Consider the following 16,539-nt stretch of genomic DNA (forward strand, 5'->3'; position numbering starts at 1 on the left):
GCGGCGAAATGGAGAGAGAGGGAGGCGTAAGCGATGAGAATGAGCAAGCTAAGGGCGGACGTACAGGCGCTTCTGTATCTGCTACCGTTTCTGATCATCTATTTCCTGTTCACTATCAAGCCGATGATCAAAGGCGTGAATATGACGTTCTACAAGTGGACGCTTATTCGCAAAATGAAATACATTGGCTGGGACAATTATTCACGCATGATTCACGACAAGGAAATGTGGGCGGCAATCGGTCACTCCGGCATTTTCGTATTGCTGACGACGCCTACGATGGTCATCTTGGCTATCGTGCTCGCCATGATTGCTAACCGCAAATCCAGGCTGCAGCGTCTCTACCGCAGTGTATTCTTCCTGCCTAGCGTTCTTTCCGTGGCGGTCGCGTCTTTTCTCGGCCTCTTCGTGTTTCAACCGTATACCGGGCTCGTCAATTCAGCCCTTCATCTGGTGAATTTGCTTCCGGAAAACACCGAAATCTTCTGGTTGACTGAAACGAACCTTTCCTGGATCGCCATCGCGCTCATCACGCTGTGGTGGACCGTAGGCTTCAACTTCATCCTGTACTTGTCCGCCATGCAGGAAATTCCCGACGAAATTTACGAGGCCGCCCGTCTGGACGGCGCGAACGATAGACAGATTTTCTTCCGGATTACGTTCCCGTACCTGAATCCCATCACGAAGACGATCACGATGCTTCAGATCATCGCTTCGTTCAAAGTGTTTCTGCAAATTTACATCATCACGGGCGGTGGGCCGCTCGACAAGACTCGTCCGATCATTCAATTGATCTACCAGACGGGCTTTAAGAAGAACGACCTCGGCTATGCGGCGACGATGTCTTACATGCTGTTTGCGATTCTGCTTGTGCTCTCCATCTTCCAATACTGGCTCAACAACCGGAAAGGGGCGAACGCCTAATGAAAAATGCCTACCGCGTCGTATCGCTCCTGTTCGCTTTCGTGTTCATGGCGCCGGTCGTTTGGATGCTCGTCGTGTCGATCAAGGAAGAGGGGATGAAGATCGTTACGGTGCTGGACTGGTTCACGCCGCCGTATTCGTTCGCGGTCTACGATCAAATCCTGAGCGCCACTAAGCTGTCGAACTGGGTGTTGAACAGCTTCGGCGTCGCAGTCTGCGTGACGATCTTGACGGTCATCATTGCAGCGCTGGCGGCTTTCGTGCTGTCCAAGCTGCCGTTCCGCTACCGTTCGTTCATGTTCTTCTTCATTCTGGCGGGCTTGCTCGTGCCGGGCGAAGCGATTATCATCCCGCTATATCAAGTGGCCAAGGAGATGAATCTGCTGAATTCGTACCAAGGCTTGATCCTTCCGGCGCTCGCGTCGCCGTTCGCGGTTATCGTGCTCAAGAGCTTCTTCGACGGTGTGCCGAACGACCTGCTTGAGAGCGTGCAGATCGACGGAGGCGGGTCGTGGCGAATCTTCCGCAGCATCATGCTGCCGCTGACTCGTCCTGCGCTCGCTTCGATGGCGATACTGACGTTTATCGGCTCGTGGAACAACTTCCTCTGGCCGTTTCTGTCGCTCACGGACGACAACCTGTTCACGCTTCCGATGGGCATTCCGACGCTGATGAGCTCGTACTCAGAAGACTACGTCAAGCCGATGGTCGTCAACACGATCGCTTCCTTGCCGATCATGCTGCTCTTCCTCGTGTTCGAACGTCAAATCGTCAAAGGAGTCAGCTTGTCCGGTATTAAAGGATGAGCAACGTCCAACCTGCGCGCAAGCGGGAGAGGGCGATCGACCTGTTCAAAGGCCTGCTCGTGCTGGGGATGGTGTATTGCCATACGCTGCAATTCTTCAGCGACCAGCAGATCTATCCGAACGGGCAGCGGGTCATCGACGTCATTAATCTCATCACCTTCTCCGGCTTCGTCTTCAGCTTCGGTTACGTATCCCAGCTGGCTTACTATACAAAGTCGTTCCGGCAGGCGGCGCCGCGCATGCTGGTGGCGGCTGTCAAGACGCTCGGGGCCTTCTACGTATCGGGACTGGCTTACCGGCTGTTCATCGACGGTAAATTGCTGTCTTGGGCGACGGTAAGGCCGATCCTGCTGCTGCAGGACATGCCAGGCTGGTCCGAGTTCCTTTGGTCATTCACGTATCTCATGATTGCAGGTCTTATTCTATTCGTTCCTCTTAAAGCGCTTGCCGGGCGTCAATGGCTCGGCTTCGCCGCGGCGGGCTTGCTCCTGCTGACGACTTGGCTGCCGTACGGCTCGATTCACGCGATGAAGCTCGGACCGCTCATCGGCACGCGGGACTTCGCTTCGTTTCCTGTGCTGCAATATTTTCCATACTATCTTGTCGGCATCTTGTTCGCGCGTTACCGCATCAGCTGGGATTGGCGCGTGCTCGCCCTCGCGGCCGCCCTTTCCGGAGCTTTTCTGTGGCGCTTAATCGCGCATGACGGGGCGCTGCCGGAACGGTTTCCGCCATCGGTTTGGTGGATTATCGGACCGGCCTTGCTGCTATACGGTTACTTTTTGCTCGGCAAGCTGATGGAGCGTTATCCGGCACCGTTCGTCGTCTTCGAGACGATGGGACGAAACGTGCTCTGGTATCTGGTCATGAGCAACGTCATTATTTTCGCCTTGAAGGGCAATCAACAAGGCAATGTGCTCGTCAGCGCTCAGAGCGGTTTCTACCTGGCAGCTGCCGTGCTTGGCGTCGTGACGTTCACCATCTGGATCATTACGAAAAAAAGCAAATAAGCCTTTCATAAAATAAATAGATAAGCTTCGAAGGAGTGGAAGAACATGGTGCAAACAAGCCAGTTAAGAGACGAATATCCGCGCCCACAGTTCGTCCGTGAGAAATGGTTGAATCTGAACGGCGAGTGGGAATTTGCATTCGACGACGCTGAGAGCGGGGAACGAGACGGCTGGCACGAAGGTAACCTTGAATTCCCGGCGCGCATCGTGGTGCCATTCTGCTATCAAAGCGAGCTGAGCGGCATTGCGGACACGGCGTTCCACGACACGGTCTGGTATCGTCGTTCGTTCACGCTGCCTGCCGATTATTTCGGCAAGCGCATTGTGCTTCACTTCGGTGCCGTCGACTATGAGTGCCGCGTCTGGGTGAATGGCAAGTTCGTGCTCGCGCACGAGGGCGGCCATACGCCGTTCAAAGCTGACGTAACGGAGGCGCTGCAAGACGGCGAGAACGTTGTCGTCGTTAAGGCGGTCGATTATAGCAAGGACGTAACATTGCCACGTGGCAAGCAGTTCTGGGAGGAGAAGTCCGCCGGCATCTTCTATACGCGCACGACTGGCATCTGGCAATCGGTATGGCTGGAGCCAGTTGCCGAGGTGCATATCGGACGGGTTCGCCTGACGCCGGACATCGACCATAATCAACTTAAGCTCCAAGCGTTCGTTGCAGGCTTGCAGCCGGGTGCCGACGTCGCCTTGCGCGCGCTCGTCTCGTTCGATGGCGAAGTCGTCTCGGAAGACACGTTCCGCGTGATGCGCGGTGCGGAGACGCGCATTATCAGTCTTCACGACTTTAACGACCACGGCCTCGGCCGCTGGTGGACGCCGGAGAAGCCGAACCTGTACGACTTGCGCTTGACGCTGCTCGTGAACGGGGTGGAAGCCGACCGTGTAGACAGCTATTTCGGCATGCGCAAAATATCCATCGAAGACGGCGTCGTGCTGCTGAACAACCGGCCGTACGAGATGCGGTTGGTGCTAGACCAGGGTTATTTTCCAACGGGCCTCTTGACCGCTCCGAGCGATGATGCGCTGAAGCGCGACGTTGAGCTGACGAAGGAGATGGGCTTCAACGGAGCCCGCAAGCATCAGAAGATTGAAGACCCGCGCTACCTATACTGGGCGGACCGGCTTGGCCTGCTCGTGTGGGGGGAGATGGCGAACGCGTACCATTTCTCCGAGTCTTACGTAGGTCGCGTGACTCGCGAATGGATTGAAGCAGTCGAACGCGACTACAACCATCCATGTCTCGTTGCCTGGGTGCCGATCAATGAAAGCTGGGGCGTCGTCAACATTCTCGTCGATGAGCAGCAGCAGCAGCACACGCTGGCGATGTACCATATGACCAAATCGCTCGACCCGACCCGTCCGGTCATTTCTAACGATGGTTGGGAACTCGTGAAGACCGATCTTGTCACGATCCATGATTACGAATGGCGCCGCGATGTGCTAGCCGACCGATATTCGTCGATCGACAAGGCGCTTGCTGCCCGCCCGGGCAATCGCTGGATTCTCGTGCCTGGCTTCCCGTACGAAGGCCAGCCGCTACTCGTCACCGAGTTCGGCGGCATCTCCTTCCAGAAAGGCGATTGGGAAGGGTGGGGCTACTCCGGCGCCAAGGACGAGGCCGACTTTGAAGAACGGCTGCGCAACGTCGTGGAGCCGCTTCGCGAAGCGCCGCTCGTGCAAGGCTTCTGCTATACGCAGTTGACCGACGTGGAGCAGGAGATCAACGGCTTGCTGACCTACGACCGGCAGCCGAAGCTGCCATTGGAACAGATTAGGCGCATAGTGGCGGGTCGATAAAACCCAGCGAACGGAGGGATGTCCGCATGGGACGCATGAAATGGGCGAGGCCGCTGCTGGTTCTGCTGTGCCTTGGCTCGGCAGGCTGCGATGCGAACGACGACGGCAAGCCGGAGGCTTACGAAACGGCGGCGGTCCGCACGTATACGAACCCGATCAGTCTACCTGACGAATGGGGTGAGTACGGTATGGGCGATCCGTTCGTCTTCGCTTATAACGGCACGTACTATCTCTACGTCAGCACACGCGATACGGACGCGGGCGTGAAGGTGTGGTCTTCTGGCGATCTCGTCGACTGGAAATACGAAGGCTTGTGCACGGAGGACCCGCTGACGACGGCGGCTTACGCGCCGGAAGTGCGCTATTGGAACGGCAAGTTCTACATGTACACGTCGCCAGCCGGGCAAGGGCATTACGCCCTCGTTGCCGACAAGCCGACGGGACCGTTCAAGGTTGCGACCGATAACTTCGGTCGTACTATCGACGGTACGACGTTTGTGGACGATGACGGGCAATGGTACTTCTACTATGCTGGTCCCATGGGCATTCAGGCTGCACCGATGATCGACCCGCTGACCGTTGCGCCGGAAGAGGCGCAGACGGGCGCCTACATGGGCGGCTGGACGGAAGGGCCGAGCGTATTCAAGCATCATGGCAAGTACTACATGACCTATACAGGCAACCACGTGTTCAGCGCTGGATATCGTGTCGACGCGGCGGTCGGCGATTCGCCGATGCAGAACTTCCATTCACAGCCGAACAACCCTGTTCTGCTGCGAACAGAAGGTGCGACCGTCGGGCTCGGGCATAATTCCGTCGTCACGGGGCCGGACTTAGACACGCAATATATGATCTATCACAATCTCGAAGGACACGGCGTCGTCGGTCCGCTGCGGCATATGAATCTCGATCGGATCGTCTGGGATGGGGATTTGCTGCAGCTGGCCGGCCCGACATCGTCGAAGCAGGAGGCGCCGGCGCTGCCGGTGTTTGCCGACCGGTTCGACCGCAAGGAGCCGGGCAAGGCTTGGACGAGCACTGGAGACGCGAAGTGGGCGATAGACGCAGGCCAAGGGCTGAGCGCGAAAGGTATTGGCGAGTCTAGCTTGTCGATGCTCGTGACGAAAGTGAAGACCGCAGACAGCTATACGGCGGAATATCACGTTCGTCTGTCATCCGGTAAGCAAGGAAAGGCTGGCATCGTATTTTCGTACGCGGACAAGAAAAATTACGGAATCGCGACATGGAGCGCGGCTGATGGCAAGCTGGAAGCGCGTTACGTCAAAGACGGCGAGGAAGCGATGAAGGTTTCGGCGGACGTGCCGGGCAACCTCGATCTCGGCCAACTGCAAATGCTGAAGGTGGAGAAAGTCGGCAGCGCACTGACCGTCTACGCGGAGGGCATGAAGCTGTTGACGGCGGAATTGCCGACCGAGGCTGGCGCAGGAGCGATCGGTTACGCATTGGAGAACGTGGACGCGTCGTTCGGATACGTCGCGTTCAGCAATGCCGTGGACGGCAGTGCTGCAGGCTTGACCTATGCGCCGCTTCCGGGGCGCGTGAATGTGTTTCAGGACGAGGACGGGGCTACCCGTGCGAACGGATTGAAGAGCGACGGAGCCGCCGGGCTCGCGGCGGCGAAGCTCGACGCATCGAAGCCGTTGACCTATCGGGTCAACGTGGCCGACAGCGGCGTCTTCAGCTTCGACTTCCGCGTCTCCGCCGGTGCGCAGGGCGCTAGTCTCCGTTTGAGCGAGGACGGCAAGCCGGTCGTCGGCGAGCTGAAGGTGGAGCCATCGGGCTCCGGCACTTGGCAGACCATCTCGGCGCAGGACGTCAAGCTCACGGCGGGGAATCACAGGCTGACGCTGGAGACAGTAATTGGCACGATTGACGCCGCCTGGTTCTCGGCGTCTCCGTACGCCCCGGTCGCGGCCAAGTCGGACGACTTCGGCGTCAAGTTCATTCCAGGGTGGACGCGCTACGAAGGCGTCTGGTCGGTGAAGGACGGTCAACTGCGCGTCACGTCGGACGAAGACGGCAAGATTCTGACCGGTGAGGACGGCTGGGTCGATTATACGGTTGAAGCCGACGCCACTGTGCCGGAAGAAGGCGGGCAGACGGGCATTCTCGTACGTGTGACCGAGCCGGCCAATGGCAGAGAGTTGAATCAGAACCGCAACGACTTCTTGCGCGGCTACTTCGCATACGTTGACGGGCAGGGTGTCCATCTGGCGAAGCACAATTATGACACGACGCCGCTCGCGGATGCGAAGATGCTGCTGCCAAAGCCGGGCGGGATCATTCATCTAAAAGTCGTGGCTACAGGCAACGCGATCGCCGTATATGCCGGCGCGAGCGCTGAGCCGCTCATTCGTTACGTCGACGAGAGCGATTCGGCACTCCTGCACGGTCGAGTAGGGTTCAAGTCAGCCGGTGGCAGCGCTCGGTTCAGCGCGTTCCGGGTTGCGCCAACGCCTTGACCGGCGGCCCATACATGCATCCATTCCTAGTGTAAATGATCCACATAAACAGCTGATTCCAGCACTTATTTCATAAAGGCAAGGTGACAAAGATGACACTCAGCATATACCGCGCGGACTATCCGCGACCGCAGTTCGTCCGTCAAGATTGGCTCAATCTGAACGGAACGTGGGACTTTCGGTTCGACGACGCAGGCGAAGGAGAAACTAAGCGCTGGTTCGAGGCGTTTCCCGGCGAGCTTCGCATCGAGGTGCCGTTCACGTACGAAACTAAGGCGAGCGGCATCGCGGACGAGACTGCCCATCCGTACGTCTGGTACCGCCGGACGTTCGAGGTGCCTGCGGAGCAGCGGGACAAGCGGGTGCTGCTGCATTTCCAAGGGGTAGACTATCTGGCGAAAGTATGGGTCAACGGCGTTTACGCGGGCAGCCATGAAGGCGCGTACACCGCATTCTCGTTCGACGTGACGTCCTACCTAAAGGCCGGTGGAACCAACGAAGTCGTCGTCCGTGCGGAAGACACGGAGAGCGGTACGCAGCCGCGAGGCAAGCAGCGCTGGCGCGAGGCGAATTTCGGCTGCTGGTACGTGCAGACGACGGGGATCTGGCAGACGGTGTGGCTGGAATACGTCGACGCGAATCATTTGCAGTCGGTGAAGATTACGCCGGACGTCGATGCGAACGCCGTTCGCTTCGACTACCGCGTTGCAAACGATACAGGAGCGGAGCCGCTACGGCTCACGACTTCGATCAGCATGGAAGGCACGCTGATCAAAGAAACGACTCAACTGGTTGATCGCGCTGCCTTCTCCGCGACGGTAGATTTGATTAGCGAGAAGCGGGAGTGGCGAGTCGAATATTGGAGTCCGCAAAACCCGAAGCTGTATGAAGTGGAGTTCGTGCTGCGCCAAGGCGATCGGATCGTCGATAGCGTGGGGTCGTATTTCGGGTTGCGCAAGGTTTCTATCGTAAACGGCAAGGTTATGCTGAACTACGATCAACTCTATCAACGGTTGATTCTCGACCAGGGCTATTGGACGGAAAGCGGCTTGACGCCTCCGTCTGAAGAGGCGATTATCACAGACATCGACGCGATCTTGGCGATGGGCTATAACGGCGTGCGAAAGCATCAGAAGATCGAGGACGCGCGTTTCCTGTATTGGTGCGACGTGAAGGGATTGCTCGTCTGGTCGGAAGCGGCTGCAACGTACGAATTCAACGACGAGGCGGTCGACCGTTTCACGCGCGAGTGGCTGGAGATCGTGCGTCAGCAGTACAACCATCCGAGCATCGTGACGTGGGTACCGTTCAACGAATCGTGGGGGATCGGTAACGTCTTCTCCGACAAGCGGCAGCAACAGTTCACCGAGGCGATCTACCATCTGACCAAGGCGATCGATCCCATGCGTCCGGTCATTGTCAATGACGGCTGGGAGCATACTGTGTCTGATATCTTGACGTTGCATGATTATGAAGAGAGCGGCGAGAAATTTCTCGCCCGCTATCGCAACTTGGAAGGGATCGCCGGCAATGAACTGGCTTTCAACAACAATCGGTTCGCGATGGCACAGGGCTACGCGTACCGCGGTCAGCCGATCATTATCAGCGAATTTGGCGGCATCGCCTTCCGTGACGAGAAGGGCTGGGGCTACGGCAATCAAGTGGCCGACGAAGAGTCGTTCGTCGCTCGGTTCCGCGGCATCACGCAGGCGATTAAGGACACGGAGGGCATCTGCGGTTATTGCTATACGCAAGTGACCGACGTGCAGCAGGAGATCAACGGGCTGTTGACGGAAGGTCGGAGGCCGAAGATTCCGCTTGAGACAATTCGGGCAATCAACTTGGCTTAATAAATCGTTGCTCATGGCAGATGCACGCGCCTGCGTGAATACTCAGGTAAGGCGTAATAGAAAACCTTCGTTTCCGGATCACTGCTGGGGACGAAGGTTTCTTGGCGTTTCTTCTTTCGCACTTTAGGCAGTACATCCTGCAGAAACAACAGCGGCGGCGGCAATTAATTCAGGCGGCCTAGGTAGAATTCACACGGTTTCGGGAATACTTTGCAAGAGTTTTATAGCTGTCGCTTATATTTAAATGTGCATATTGCGTCTCCGAATGTTATAATACTCAGTTGAAAAGAGCATTTCAGGAGGATGAATAATACTTATGGGTAAGCTCACAATTTGCGATCACCCGCTTATTCAGCACAAGCTGACCTTTATCCGCGATAAAGATACGAAGACGAAAGATTTCCGCGAACTTGTTGATGAAGTTGCGACAATGATGGCTTATGAAATTACAAGAGACTTGCCGCTTGAAACCGTTACGGTCAGTACGCCAGTTGTTGAGGCGACGAGCAAAATCGTTTCCGGCCGCATGCTCGGGCTCATTCCGATTCTGCGCGCAGGGCTAGGCATGGTTGAGGGGATGCTGAAGCTCATTCCATCGGCTAAAGTTGGCCATATCGGCTTGTTCCGCAACCCGGAAACGCTTGAGCCTGTTGAATACTATGTCAACCTACCCTCCGATGCACCAGAACGCCTCTTAATCGTCATCGATCCAATGCTCGCAACGGGCGGCTCGGCGAATGCGGCGATCCAGGCATTGAAGACGCGCGGCTGCACGCAGATCAAACTGATGTGTCTCATTGCTGCGCCGGAAGGCGTAAAGGCCGTGCAAGAAGCGCATCCGGACGTTGATATTTTCTTGGCTTCGCTCGATAGCCATCTCAACGACCACGGTTATATCGTGCCAGGTCTCGGCGATGCCGGCGACCGCATGTTCGGTACGAAGTAAAATTACTTTAGGGGTGAATAGCATTGGCTAAGATTAAGGTAATGACGGTTTTCGGCACACGACCGGAAGCGGTCAAGATGGCGCCGCTCGTACTGGAGCTGCAGAAGCATCCTGAAGACATTGAGTCGGTCGTCTGCGTAACGGCGCAGCATCGCCAGATGCTGGACCAAGTGCTTGATTTTTTCAAAATCACGCCGGACTACGATCTCAACGTCATGAAAGATCGTCAAACCTTAACCGAAACGACCGTTAAAGTGCTGCAAGGCCTTGATCCGATTCTAAGCGAATCAAAGCCGGATATCGTACTTGTGCACGGTGATACGCAGACTTGCTTCCTAGGCAGCTATGCAGCGTTCTTGCGGCAGATACAGGTCGGCCATGTCGAAGCAGGCCTTCGTACTTGGAACAAGCTGTCCCCGTATCCGGAGGAGATGAACCGCCAACTGGCAGGTGTGCTCTCCGATGTGCATTTTGCGCCTACGGACAAGTCTGCTGAGAACTTGCTCAAGGAGAATAAGCCGGAGTCAGCTATCTACATAACCGGTAATACGGCAACGGATGTATTCCAGTACACGGTCGATCCTTCGTTCACGCATCCGGTGCTCGAATGGGCGAAAGGCAAGCGGATGATTCTCATGACAGCACATCGCCGTGAAGCGATTGGGGAGCCGCATCGCAATATTTTCCGAGCGGTGAAGCGCATCGCGGATGAGTTCGAAGACGTTGTGATCGTGTATGCGGTCCATCTGAATCCGGCAGTTCGTGAGCCGGCGAATGAGATTCTTGGCAATCATCCACGTATTAAGCTCATTGAACCGCTTGATGTGTTCGAGTTCCATAACTTCTACCCGCATACGTACATGATCATGACGGATTCCGGGGGCCTGCAGGAAGAAGCGCCGTCATTCGGCGTGCCGACGCTTGTGCTTCGCGATACGACAGAGCGTCCGGAAGGTATTGAGGCAGGTACATTGGAACTCGTTGGAACGGATGAGGCGGTTGTGTACGAACGAGCGAATGCGTTGTTGTCGGACGCAGCGCTTTATGAGCGGATGAGCAAAGCTGCGAATCCCTATGGTGACGGAAAAGCGTCGGAGCGTATTGTCCAAGCTATTTTGCATCATTTTGGGAAAACAGACATTCGTCCGACAACGTTCACACAACGTTCATAGTTGACATTGGTAGTGGAGCATCTCCTTTAAGGCTACAGCATACAGTGCTACTGTACGGTTGTTACATCCGAAAACCCTAGGAAAATCAAGGGTTTTCGGGCTGTAGTTCACTAAATGTTTGAATTTATATCAATTGACAAACATGAACCCGCTTGGCTAAAATAAATAAGAGTTTTGGAGTGATTCGAGCGATGAATTCATCCCATGACGACAAAAACCGCAGCACGGACAACAGCAGCCTTGGAGATAACCCATGGCGGGCGATGGGGCTAATCGGCTCTGTTGGCGGAACAATTGGCGTATGTCTTGGACTAGGCTATTGGATTGGCAGCAAGACTGATGGTTCAGAAGGTTCCGGGTATGGAGCGATTGTCGGGATGGCTATAGGTTTCGTCATTGCCGTCATCATAACCATACTTTTGATCCGAGCGTTTACAGGGGGCAAAGCAAAGTAATGGATGATCTGTCCGGCCACCTTCGAACGGTTACGCGTATTACATTCTTTTTTTTGTCATTATGCTTCATTGGATGGGCCCTGCTTCCGGATTATAAACCGCTCTTCGGCGGATTAATTCTCGGCGCTGTGGCAAGTCTTGCAAACGCCTTCCATCTTTCTTGGAAAGTACAACGAACCGGCGCGTTTGCGGTGGCTGGAATCAAGAAACGCAACAATCTTGGGTTTCTGACACGCGCATGCATCGCGCTGCTCGCGGCAGTCATTGCCACTAGGTACTTTTCGTTCAGTATCTATGGAACAGTAGCCGGATTATTTGTAGCGCAATTGGCAACACTCATACTGGGGTTTATTGCCAAGCGGAATTCGGCGGTACGGCATTCTACCGATGAAAGGGGTGAAAACAACTAAATGGATCATATTTTTCCTGAAGTGCATCTAGGCGGCATTCGGTTTGACCTAGCTGCTATTTTCATGATTGTTATCACCAGCATTATCGTATTTGTCCTTGCTAAGCTGGCGGTTCGTGGTGCATCGGTAACTAATCCAACGAAAATGCAAAACTTCCTGGAGTGGGTAATCGAGTTCGTTATTGGCTTGATCGGTACATCGATGGATATCAAGAAGGGCCGTCCTTACTTAATGCTTGGTATCTCGCTCATCATGTATCTTTTCGTAGCTAACATGCTTGGATTGCCATTCGGTATCATTACTGAAGCGCATCACGGCGCGACATTCCTCGGCATGGAGCTTAACTTGCATGGTGAAGAAGAAGCACACATCTCGTGGTGGAAATCACCTACAGCGGATGTTGCTGTTGCAGGCGCGCTAATGGCAGTCGTTATCGTGCTGACCCATATCGAAGGTTTGCGTCGCAACCGCAAACATTACCTGAAGCATTACTTTGAACCGTATATTCCGTTCTTCCCTCTGAACGTTATCAAAGAGATTTCGAAGCCGCTGTCTCTGTCCCTTCGTCTTTACGGGAACATTTTCGCGGGTGAGGTAATGATCGGCGTCATCATGAATCTGGGCTGGGTAGGTATTCCGGCATTGATCGTGTGGCAAGGTTTCAGCGTGTTCATCGGCGCAATTCAATCATTCGTATTCGTTATGCTGACAATGGTATATATGTCGCAGGCTATCGTTCACGAAGAGCATTAAGGTTAAGTAACAACCCCGGTATTAACGGGCAACAATAAATCTAAATCTGTTCAAACACTTAAGGAGGATTTTTCTAATGGGAGCATTAGCTTTAGTTGCAGCAGCAATTGTATTCGGTCTTGGAGCACTGGGTGCAGGTATCGGTAACGGTTTGATCGTAGGTCGTACAGTTGAGGGTATTTCCCGTCAACCAGAACTTCGCGGTACTCTTCAAACTACAATGTTCATCGGGGTAGCGCTTGTAGAAGCATTGCCAATCATCTCCCTCGTACTTGCGTTCATCTTCTTGGGTAAAGCTTAAGAAACATTTCAACAGACAATGGCGGGGAGTGCCTTATGCCTCCGCGCCTTCCTTTTGCTGAGCGTCTACCAGACACTCAGCTAATCTACGGAAAGGAGTGACGTACGTTGGATATCGTATGGTCAAATTTTTTCATCCAACTGATTGCCTTCGGAATTCTTTACTGGTTGCTTAGCCGTTACGCTTTCGGCCCGCTCTTCTCCATCATGGAACAGCGCAAGCAGTTCGTGAAAGAACAGCTTGAAGGTGCTGAGAACAGCCGCAAGCAAGCTGAATCGCAATACGAAGAGCAGAAGCAATCGCTCGCGCAAGCTCGTAAAGACGCTTATGACATTATTGAGCAAGCGAAGCAAACAAGCACGAAGCAAGCCGACGAAATCGTTCACGCTGCAAAATCCGAGGCAACTCGCCTGAAGGACGAGGCAGTGAAAGATATTGAAAGCGAGAAGAACAAAGCAATTGCTTCACTTCGCTCGCAAGTTAGCGGCATGTCCGTCATGATCGCTTCCAAAATCATCGAGAAACAAATCGATGACAAATCGCAAGAGCAGCTTGTTAACCAATACTTGAATGAGGTTGGAAGCAAATGAGCCGCGAGGGCGTCGTAGCTAAACGCTACGCTAAAGCGCTGTTTGAACTGGCACAGAGCAACAATGCGGTTGCAGATGTTGAGAAACAGCTGAAGATCGTCGTTGATGTCTTGTCCGGAGATGCGCAAATACGCAAATTCCTCGGACTGCCTAACGTAGAAGTTTCGAAGAAAATCGACATCGTACGCGGCGCTCTGTCCGATACCGTGACGGTTATGGTTCTGAATACGGTAGAGCTTCTCATTATCCGCGGCCGCCAAGCTGCGATCGCTGATGTGTACGAAGCTTATACGAAAGTAGCGGGAGATGCGCTCGGTCAAGCACACGCTACGATATATTCCGCTAAATCGTTGTCCTCTGAAGAGCTGTCCAAAGTGTCAGCGCAGTTCGGTACAATGATCGGCAAACGCATTATCGCAAAACAAATCGTTGAACCAGCTCTGCTCGGTGGCGTACAAGTGCGCATCGGCGATCGTCTGTATGACGGCAGCCTCTCCGGCAAGCTCGCTCGACTTGAACAAGCTTTGAAAACTCAAGCATTGTAGATAGGGGTGAACGGAATTGAGTATCAGACCTGATGAAATCAGCACGCTGATTAAACAACAGATCGAACAATTTAAATCCGAAATTCAAGTCGTTGATGTCGGTACGGTCATCCAAGTCGGTGACGGTATTGCACGTGTACACGGCCTTGAGAACGCGATGGCTGGCGAACTGCTCGAATTCGCAAACGGTGTTATGGGTATGGCCCTTAACCTTGAAGAGAGCAACGTCGGTGTCGTTATCATGGGTCCTTACACTGGCATCCGCGAAGGCGACCAAGTGAAAAGAACAGGTCGTATCATGGAAGTTCCTGTAGGCGAAGCGTTGCTTGGCCGCGTTGTTAACGCACTGGGTCAACCAGTTGACGGCAACGGTCCAATCAACACGACGCAAGCGCGTCCAATCGAATCTCCGGCACCGGGCGTTATGGCTCGTAAATCGGTATTCGAGCCGATGCAAACAGGTATCAAAGCGATTGATGCGATGATTCCTATCGGTCGTGGTCAACGTGAGCTTATCATCGGTGACCGCCAAACAGGTAAAACTCAAATCGCGATCGACACGATCGTTAACCAAAAAGGCAACGGCGTTATCTGTATCTACGTTGCTATCGGTCAGAAACAATCGACTGTTCGTACAGTTGTTGAGTCCCTTCGCCAACAAGGCGCTTTGGACTACACAATCGTTGTAACAGCGAGCGCTTCCGAGCCGTCCCCGCTCCTTTATCTAGCGCCTTACACAGGCTGCTCGATGGGCGAGTACTTCATGTACAATGGCAAACACGTTCTTGTTATCTATGATGACCTTTCCAAACAAGCGGCAGCATACCGTGAGCTTTCCTTGCTGCTTCGCCGTCCTCCGGGTCGTGAGGCTTACCCAGGTGACGTATTCTACCTGCATTCCCGTTTGCTTGAGCGCGCAGCTAAGCTGAACGATGAGCTTGGCGGCGGTTCCTTGACTGCACTGCCATTCATCGAGACGCAAGCCGGCGACATCTCGGCTTACATCCCGACGAACGTAATCTCGATTACGGACGGCCAAATCTTCCTTGAGTCCGACCTATTCTACTCCGGTCAGCGTCCAGCGGTTAACGTTGGTAACTCTGTATCCCGTGTAGGTAGCTCCGCTCAAATCAAAGCAATGAAGAAGGTTGCCGGTACGCTCAAGACTGACCTCGCGCAATACCGCGAGCTAGCAGCTTTCGCAGCGTTCGGCTCCGATCTCGATAAAGTAACACAATCCCGTCTGAACCGCGGTGAGCGTACACTTGAAATTCTGAAGCAAGGCGTTAACGCGCCATTGCCAGTAGAACGTCAAGTTGTATCCCTGTACACGGTAACTCGTGGACACGTGGACGATCTTCCAGTTCAAGACGTTCGTCGTTTCGAACAAGGCTTCCTGGCTTACGTGGATGCAAACAAACCGGAAATTCTCGCTTCCATCCGCGACACGAAAGATTTGACTTCCGACAATGAGAAAGCACTTGTTGAAGCAATCAAAACGTTCAAGAACAGTTTTGCTGCGTCGGTATAAAAGTTTAACTTAGCGCGGAATAGAACTGGCTAAAGGCAAGGCTTCGGCCTTGCCGGGTAGCTGGTAATAAGGTGGTGACAACGAATGGCTAAAGGTATGCGCGAGATTAAGCGCTCGATCAAGAGTAAGCAAAATACGAAGCAGATTACGAAGGCTATGGAGATGGTTGCATCTGCGAAGCTCAAACGAGCTCAAGAAGCAGCTGTAGCATCACGTCCATATACGGAGAAAATCAAAGAAGTCGTAGCTAGCATTGCTTCGGGCGGGGGCACAATTAAGCATCCCATGCTGCAAAGCCGCGAAGTTAAGCGTACGGCCTATCTGGTCGTTACGTCGGACCGTGGTTTGGCGGGTGGATACAATGCGAACGTGCTTCGTAAAGTATGGACGACGATTGAGGAGAAGCATAAGTCTTCTGCTGAATACGACGTGTTCGTCATCGGTCGTAAAGGTCGTGATTACTTCAAACGCCGTGGCATAGAGCTGGCAGGCGAGGTAACAGGACTTTCCGACACACCTAAATTTGCAGATATCAAGTCGTTAGCAGCAGCAGCTGTTAAAGGCTTCGAGAGCGGCAAGTATGACGAATTGAACCTGGTTTACAACCAATTCTACAACGCAATGACCCAAGTTCCTGTTGTTAAACAGCTGCTTCCTCTGGATCAGTCGGAATTCACAGGCGCGAAGGCAAGCTACGAATATGAGCCGTCACCTGAGAAGGTGCTCGACGTGCTTCTTCCTAAATACGCGGAAACGGTCATTTACAGCGCAGTATTGGAAGGTAAAGCGAGTGAGTTCGGCGCACGTATGACTGCGATGGGCAATGCTACGAAGAATGCGACGAAGATGATAGCAGGCTTGACGTTGACGTACAACCGTGCGCGTCAAGCAGCAATCACGCAAGAAATCGCGGAAATCGTCGGCGGCGCGAACGCGCAGGCGTAACATAAACTTTAA

Annotated in this window: 16 protein-coding genes; all 16 read left to right on the top strand. The window is 53.9% G+C overall.

Annotated features, from left to right (window positions below; all coding sequences use genetic code 11):
- Positions 1-33: 33 nt before the first annotated feature.
- Positions 34-924, top strand: coding sequence for a carbohydrate ABC transporter permease (locus BMY11_RS11070; RefSeq protein WP_090575215.1), 891 nt, complete (start codon positions 34-36; stop codon positions 922-924).
- A complete protein-coding gene (locus BMY11_RS11075) occupies positions 924-1,730 on the top strand; it encodes a carbohydrate ABC transporter permease (RefSeq protein WP_090575219.1) in 807 nt (268 codons plus the stop codon). The genes BMY11_RS11070 and BMY11_RS11075 overlap by 1 nt, the downstream gene beginning before the upstream one ends.
- Positions 1,727-2,740, top strand: a complete 1,014-nt coding sequence (locus BMY11_RS11080) for an acyltransferase family protein (protein ID WP_090575221.1) — start codon at positions 1,727-1,729, stop codon at positions 2,738-2,740. The genes BMY11_RS11075 and BMY11_RS11080 overlap by 4 nt, the downstream gene beginning before the upstream one ends.
- 45 nt (positions 2,741-2,785) lie before the next feature.
- Positions 2,786-4,546, top strand: a complete 1,761-nt coding sequence (locus tag BMY11_RS11085; RefSeq protein ID WP_090575224.1) for a glycoside hydrolase family 2 protein — start codon at positions 2,786-2,788, stop codon at positions 4,544-4,546.
- A gap of 26 nt (positions 4,547-4,572) precedes the next feature.
- Positions 4,573-7,029, top strand: a complete 2,457-nt coding sequence (locus BMY11_RS11090; protein ID WP_090575226.1) for a family 43 glycosylhydrolase — start codon at positions 4,573-4,575, stop codon at positions 7,027-7,029.
- Between the two features lie 92 nt (positions 7,030-7,121).
- Positions 7,122-8,879, top strand: a complete 1,758-nt coding sequence (locus BMY11_RS11095) for a glycoside hydrolase family 2 protein (RefSeq protein ID WP_090575229.1) — start codon at positions 7,122-7,124, stop codon at positions 8,877-8,879.
- A 316-nt stretch (positions 8,880-9,195) separates the two neighbouring features.
- Entirely contained in the window at positions 9,196-9,825 is a 630-nt protein-coding gene (gene upp, locus BMY11_RS11100) for a uracil phosphoribosyltransferase (protein WP_090575231.1), read from the top strand.
- 23 nt (positions 9,826-9,848) lie between these two features.
- On the top strand, positions 9,849-10,997 hold the full coding sequence (gene wecB / locus BMY11_RS11105) for a non-hydrolyzing UDP-N-acetylglucosamine 2-epimerase (protein WP_090575234.1): 1,149 nt from the start codon (positions 9,849-9,851) through the stop codon (positions 10,995-10,997).
- Between the two features lie 191 nt (positions 10,998-11,188).
- Complete coding sequence (locus BMY11_RS11110) at positions 11,189-11,452, top strand: hypothetical protein (protein WP_090575236.1); 264 nt, start codon at positions 11,189-11,191, stop codon at positions 11,450-11,452.
- A complete protein-coding gene (locus BMY11_RS11115) occupies positions 11,452-11,862 on the top strand; it encodes an ATP synthase subunit I (protein ID WP_090575239.1) in 411 nt (136 codons plus the stop codon). Before BMY11_RS11110 ends, BMY11_RS11115 begins: the two co-directional genes overlap by 1 nt.
- Positions 11,863-12,615: a F0F1 ATP synthase subunit A gene (atpB, locus tag BMY11_RS11120; RefSeq protein ID WP_090575242.1), complete on the top strand. Its 753-nt coding sequence runs from the start codon at positions 11,863-11,865 to the stop codon at positions 12,613-12,615.
- 76 nt (positions 12,616-12,691) lie between these two features.
- Positions 12,692-12,916: a F0F1 ATP synthase subunit C gene (gene atpE / locus BMY11_RS11125; RefSeq protein WP_090575245.1), complete on the top strand. Its 225-nt coding sequence runs from the start codon at positions 12,692-12,694 to the stop codon at positions 12,914-12,916.
- A 107-nt stretch (positions 12,917-13,023) separates the two neighbouring features.
- Positions 13,024-13,506, top strand: a complete 483-nt coding sequence (atpF, locus tag BMY11_RS11130; RefSeq protein WP_090575248.1) for a F0F1 ATP synthase subunit B — start codon at positions 13,024-13,026, stop codon at positions 13,504-13,506.
- Positions 13,503-14,051 carry a F0F1 ATP synthase subunit delta gene (locus tag BMY11_RS11135; protein WP_090575251.1) on the top strand — a complete coding sequence of 183 codons (549 nt, stop codon included), beginning with the start codon at positions 13,503-13,505 and terminating at the stop codon, positions 14,049-14,051. Before atpF ends, BMY11_RS11135 begins: the two co-directional genes overlap by 4 nt.
- Before the next feature lie 16 nt (positions 14,052-14,067).
- Complete coding sequence (atpA, locus tag BMY11_RS11140) at positions 14,068-15,582, top strand: F0F1 ATP synthase subunit alpha (protein WP_090575254.1); 1,515 nt, start codon at positions 14,068-14,070, stop codon at positions 15,580-15,582.
- An 84-nt stretch (positions 15,583-15,666) separates the two neighbouring features.
- On the top strand, positions 15,667-16,527 hold the full coding sequence (atpG, locus tag BMY11_RS11145) for an ATP synthase F1 subunit gamma (RefSeq protein WP_090575257.1): 861 nt from the start codon (positions 15,667-15,669) through the stop codon (positions 16,525-16,527).
- Positions 16,528-16,539: the final 12 nt, after the last annotated feature.

This window comes from Paenibacillus sp. OV219 (assembly GCF_900110075.1).
Taxonomy (GTDB): domain Bacteria; phylum Bacillota; class Bacilli; order Paenibacillales; family Paenibacillaceae; genus Paenibacillus_Z.

Bases quoted from the DNA above. Each gene is read 5' to 3' on its own strand.
- BMY11_RS11080 (WP_090575221.1), top strand. From the start codon at position 1,727: ATGAGCAACGTCCAACCTGCGCGCAAGCGGGAGAGGGCGATCGACCTG.
- BMY11_RS11070 (WP_090575215.1), top strand. From the start codon at position 34: ATGAGAATGAGCAAGCTAAGGGCGGACGTACAGGCGCTTCTGTATCTG.
- BMY11_RS11115 (WP_090575239.1), top strand. From the start codon at position 11,452: ATGGATGATCTGTCCGGCCACCTTCGAACGGTTACGCGTATTACATTC.
- BMY11_RS11110 (WP_090575236.1), top strand. From the start codon at position 11,189: ATGAATTCATCCCATGACGACAAAAACCGCAGCACGGACAACAGCAGC.
- BMY11_RS11085 (WP_090575224.1), top strand. From the start codon at position 2,786: ATGGTGCAAACAAGCCAGTTAAGAGACGAATATCCGCGCCCACAGTTC.
- BMY11_RS11095 (WP_090575229.1), top strand. From the start codon at position 7,122: ATGACACTCAGCATATACCGCGCGGACTATCCGCGACCGCAGTTCGTC.
- atpG (WP_090575257.1), top strand. From the start codon at position 15,667: ATGGCTAAAGGTATGCGCGAGATTAAGCGCTCGATCAAGAGTAAGCAA.
- atpE (WP_090575245.1), top strand. From the start codon at position 12,692: ATGGGAGCATTAGCTTTAGTTGCAGCAGCAATTGTATTCGGTCTTGGA.
- atpB (WP_090575242.1), top strand. From the start codon at position 11,863: ATGGATCATATTTTTCCTGAAGTGCATCTAGGCGGCATTCGGTTTGAC.
- BMY11_RS11075 (WP_090575219.1), top strand. From the start codon at position 924: ATGAAAAATGCCTACCGCGTCGTATCGCTCCTGTTCGCTTTCGTGTTC.
- BMY11_RS11090 (WP_090575226.1), top strand. From the start codon at position 4,573: ATGGGACGCATGAAATGGGCGAGGCCGCTGCTGGTTCTGCTGTGCCTT.
- upp (WP_090575231.1), top strand. From the start codon at position 9,196: ATGGGTAAGCTCACAATTTGCGATCACCCGCTTATTCAGCACAAGCTG.
- BMY11_RS11135 (WP_090575251.1), top strand. From the start codon at position 13,503: ATGAGCCGCGAGGGCGTCGTAGCTAAACGCTACGCTAAAGCGCTGTTT.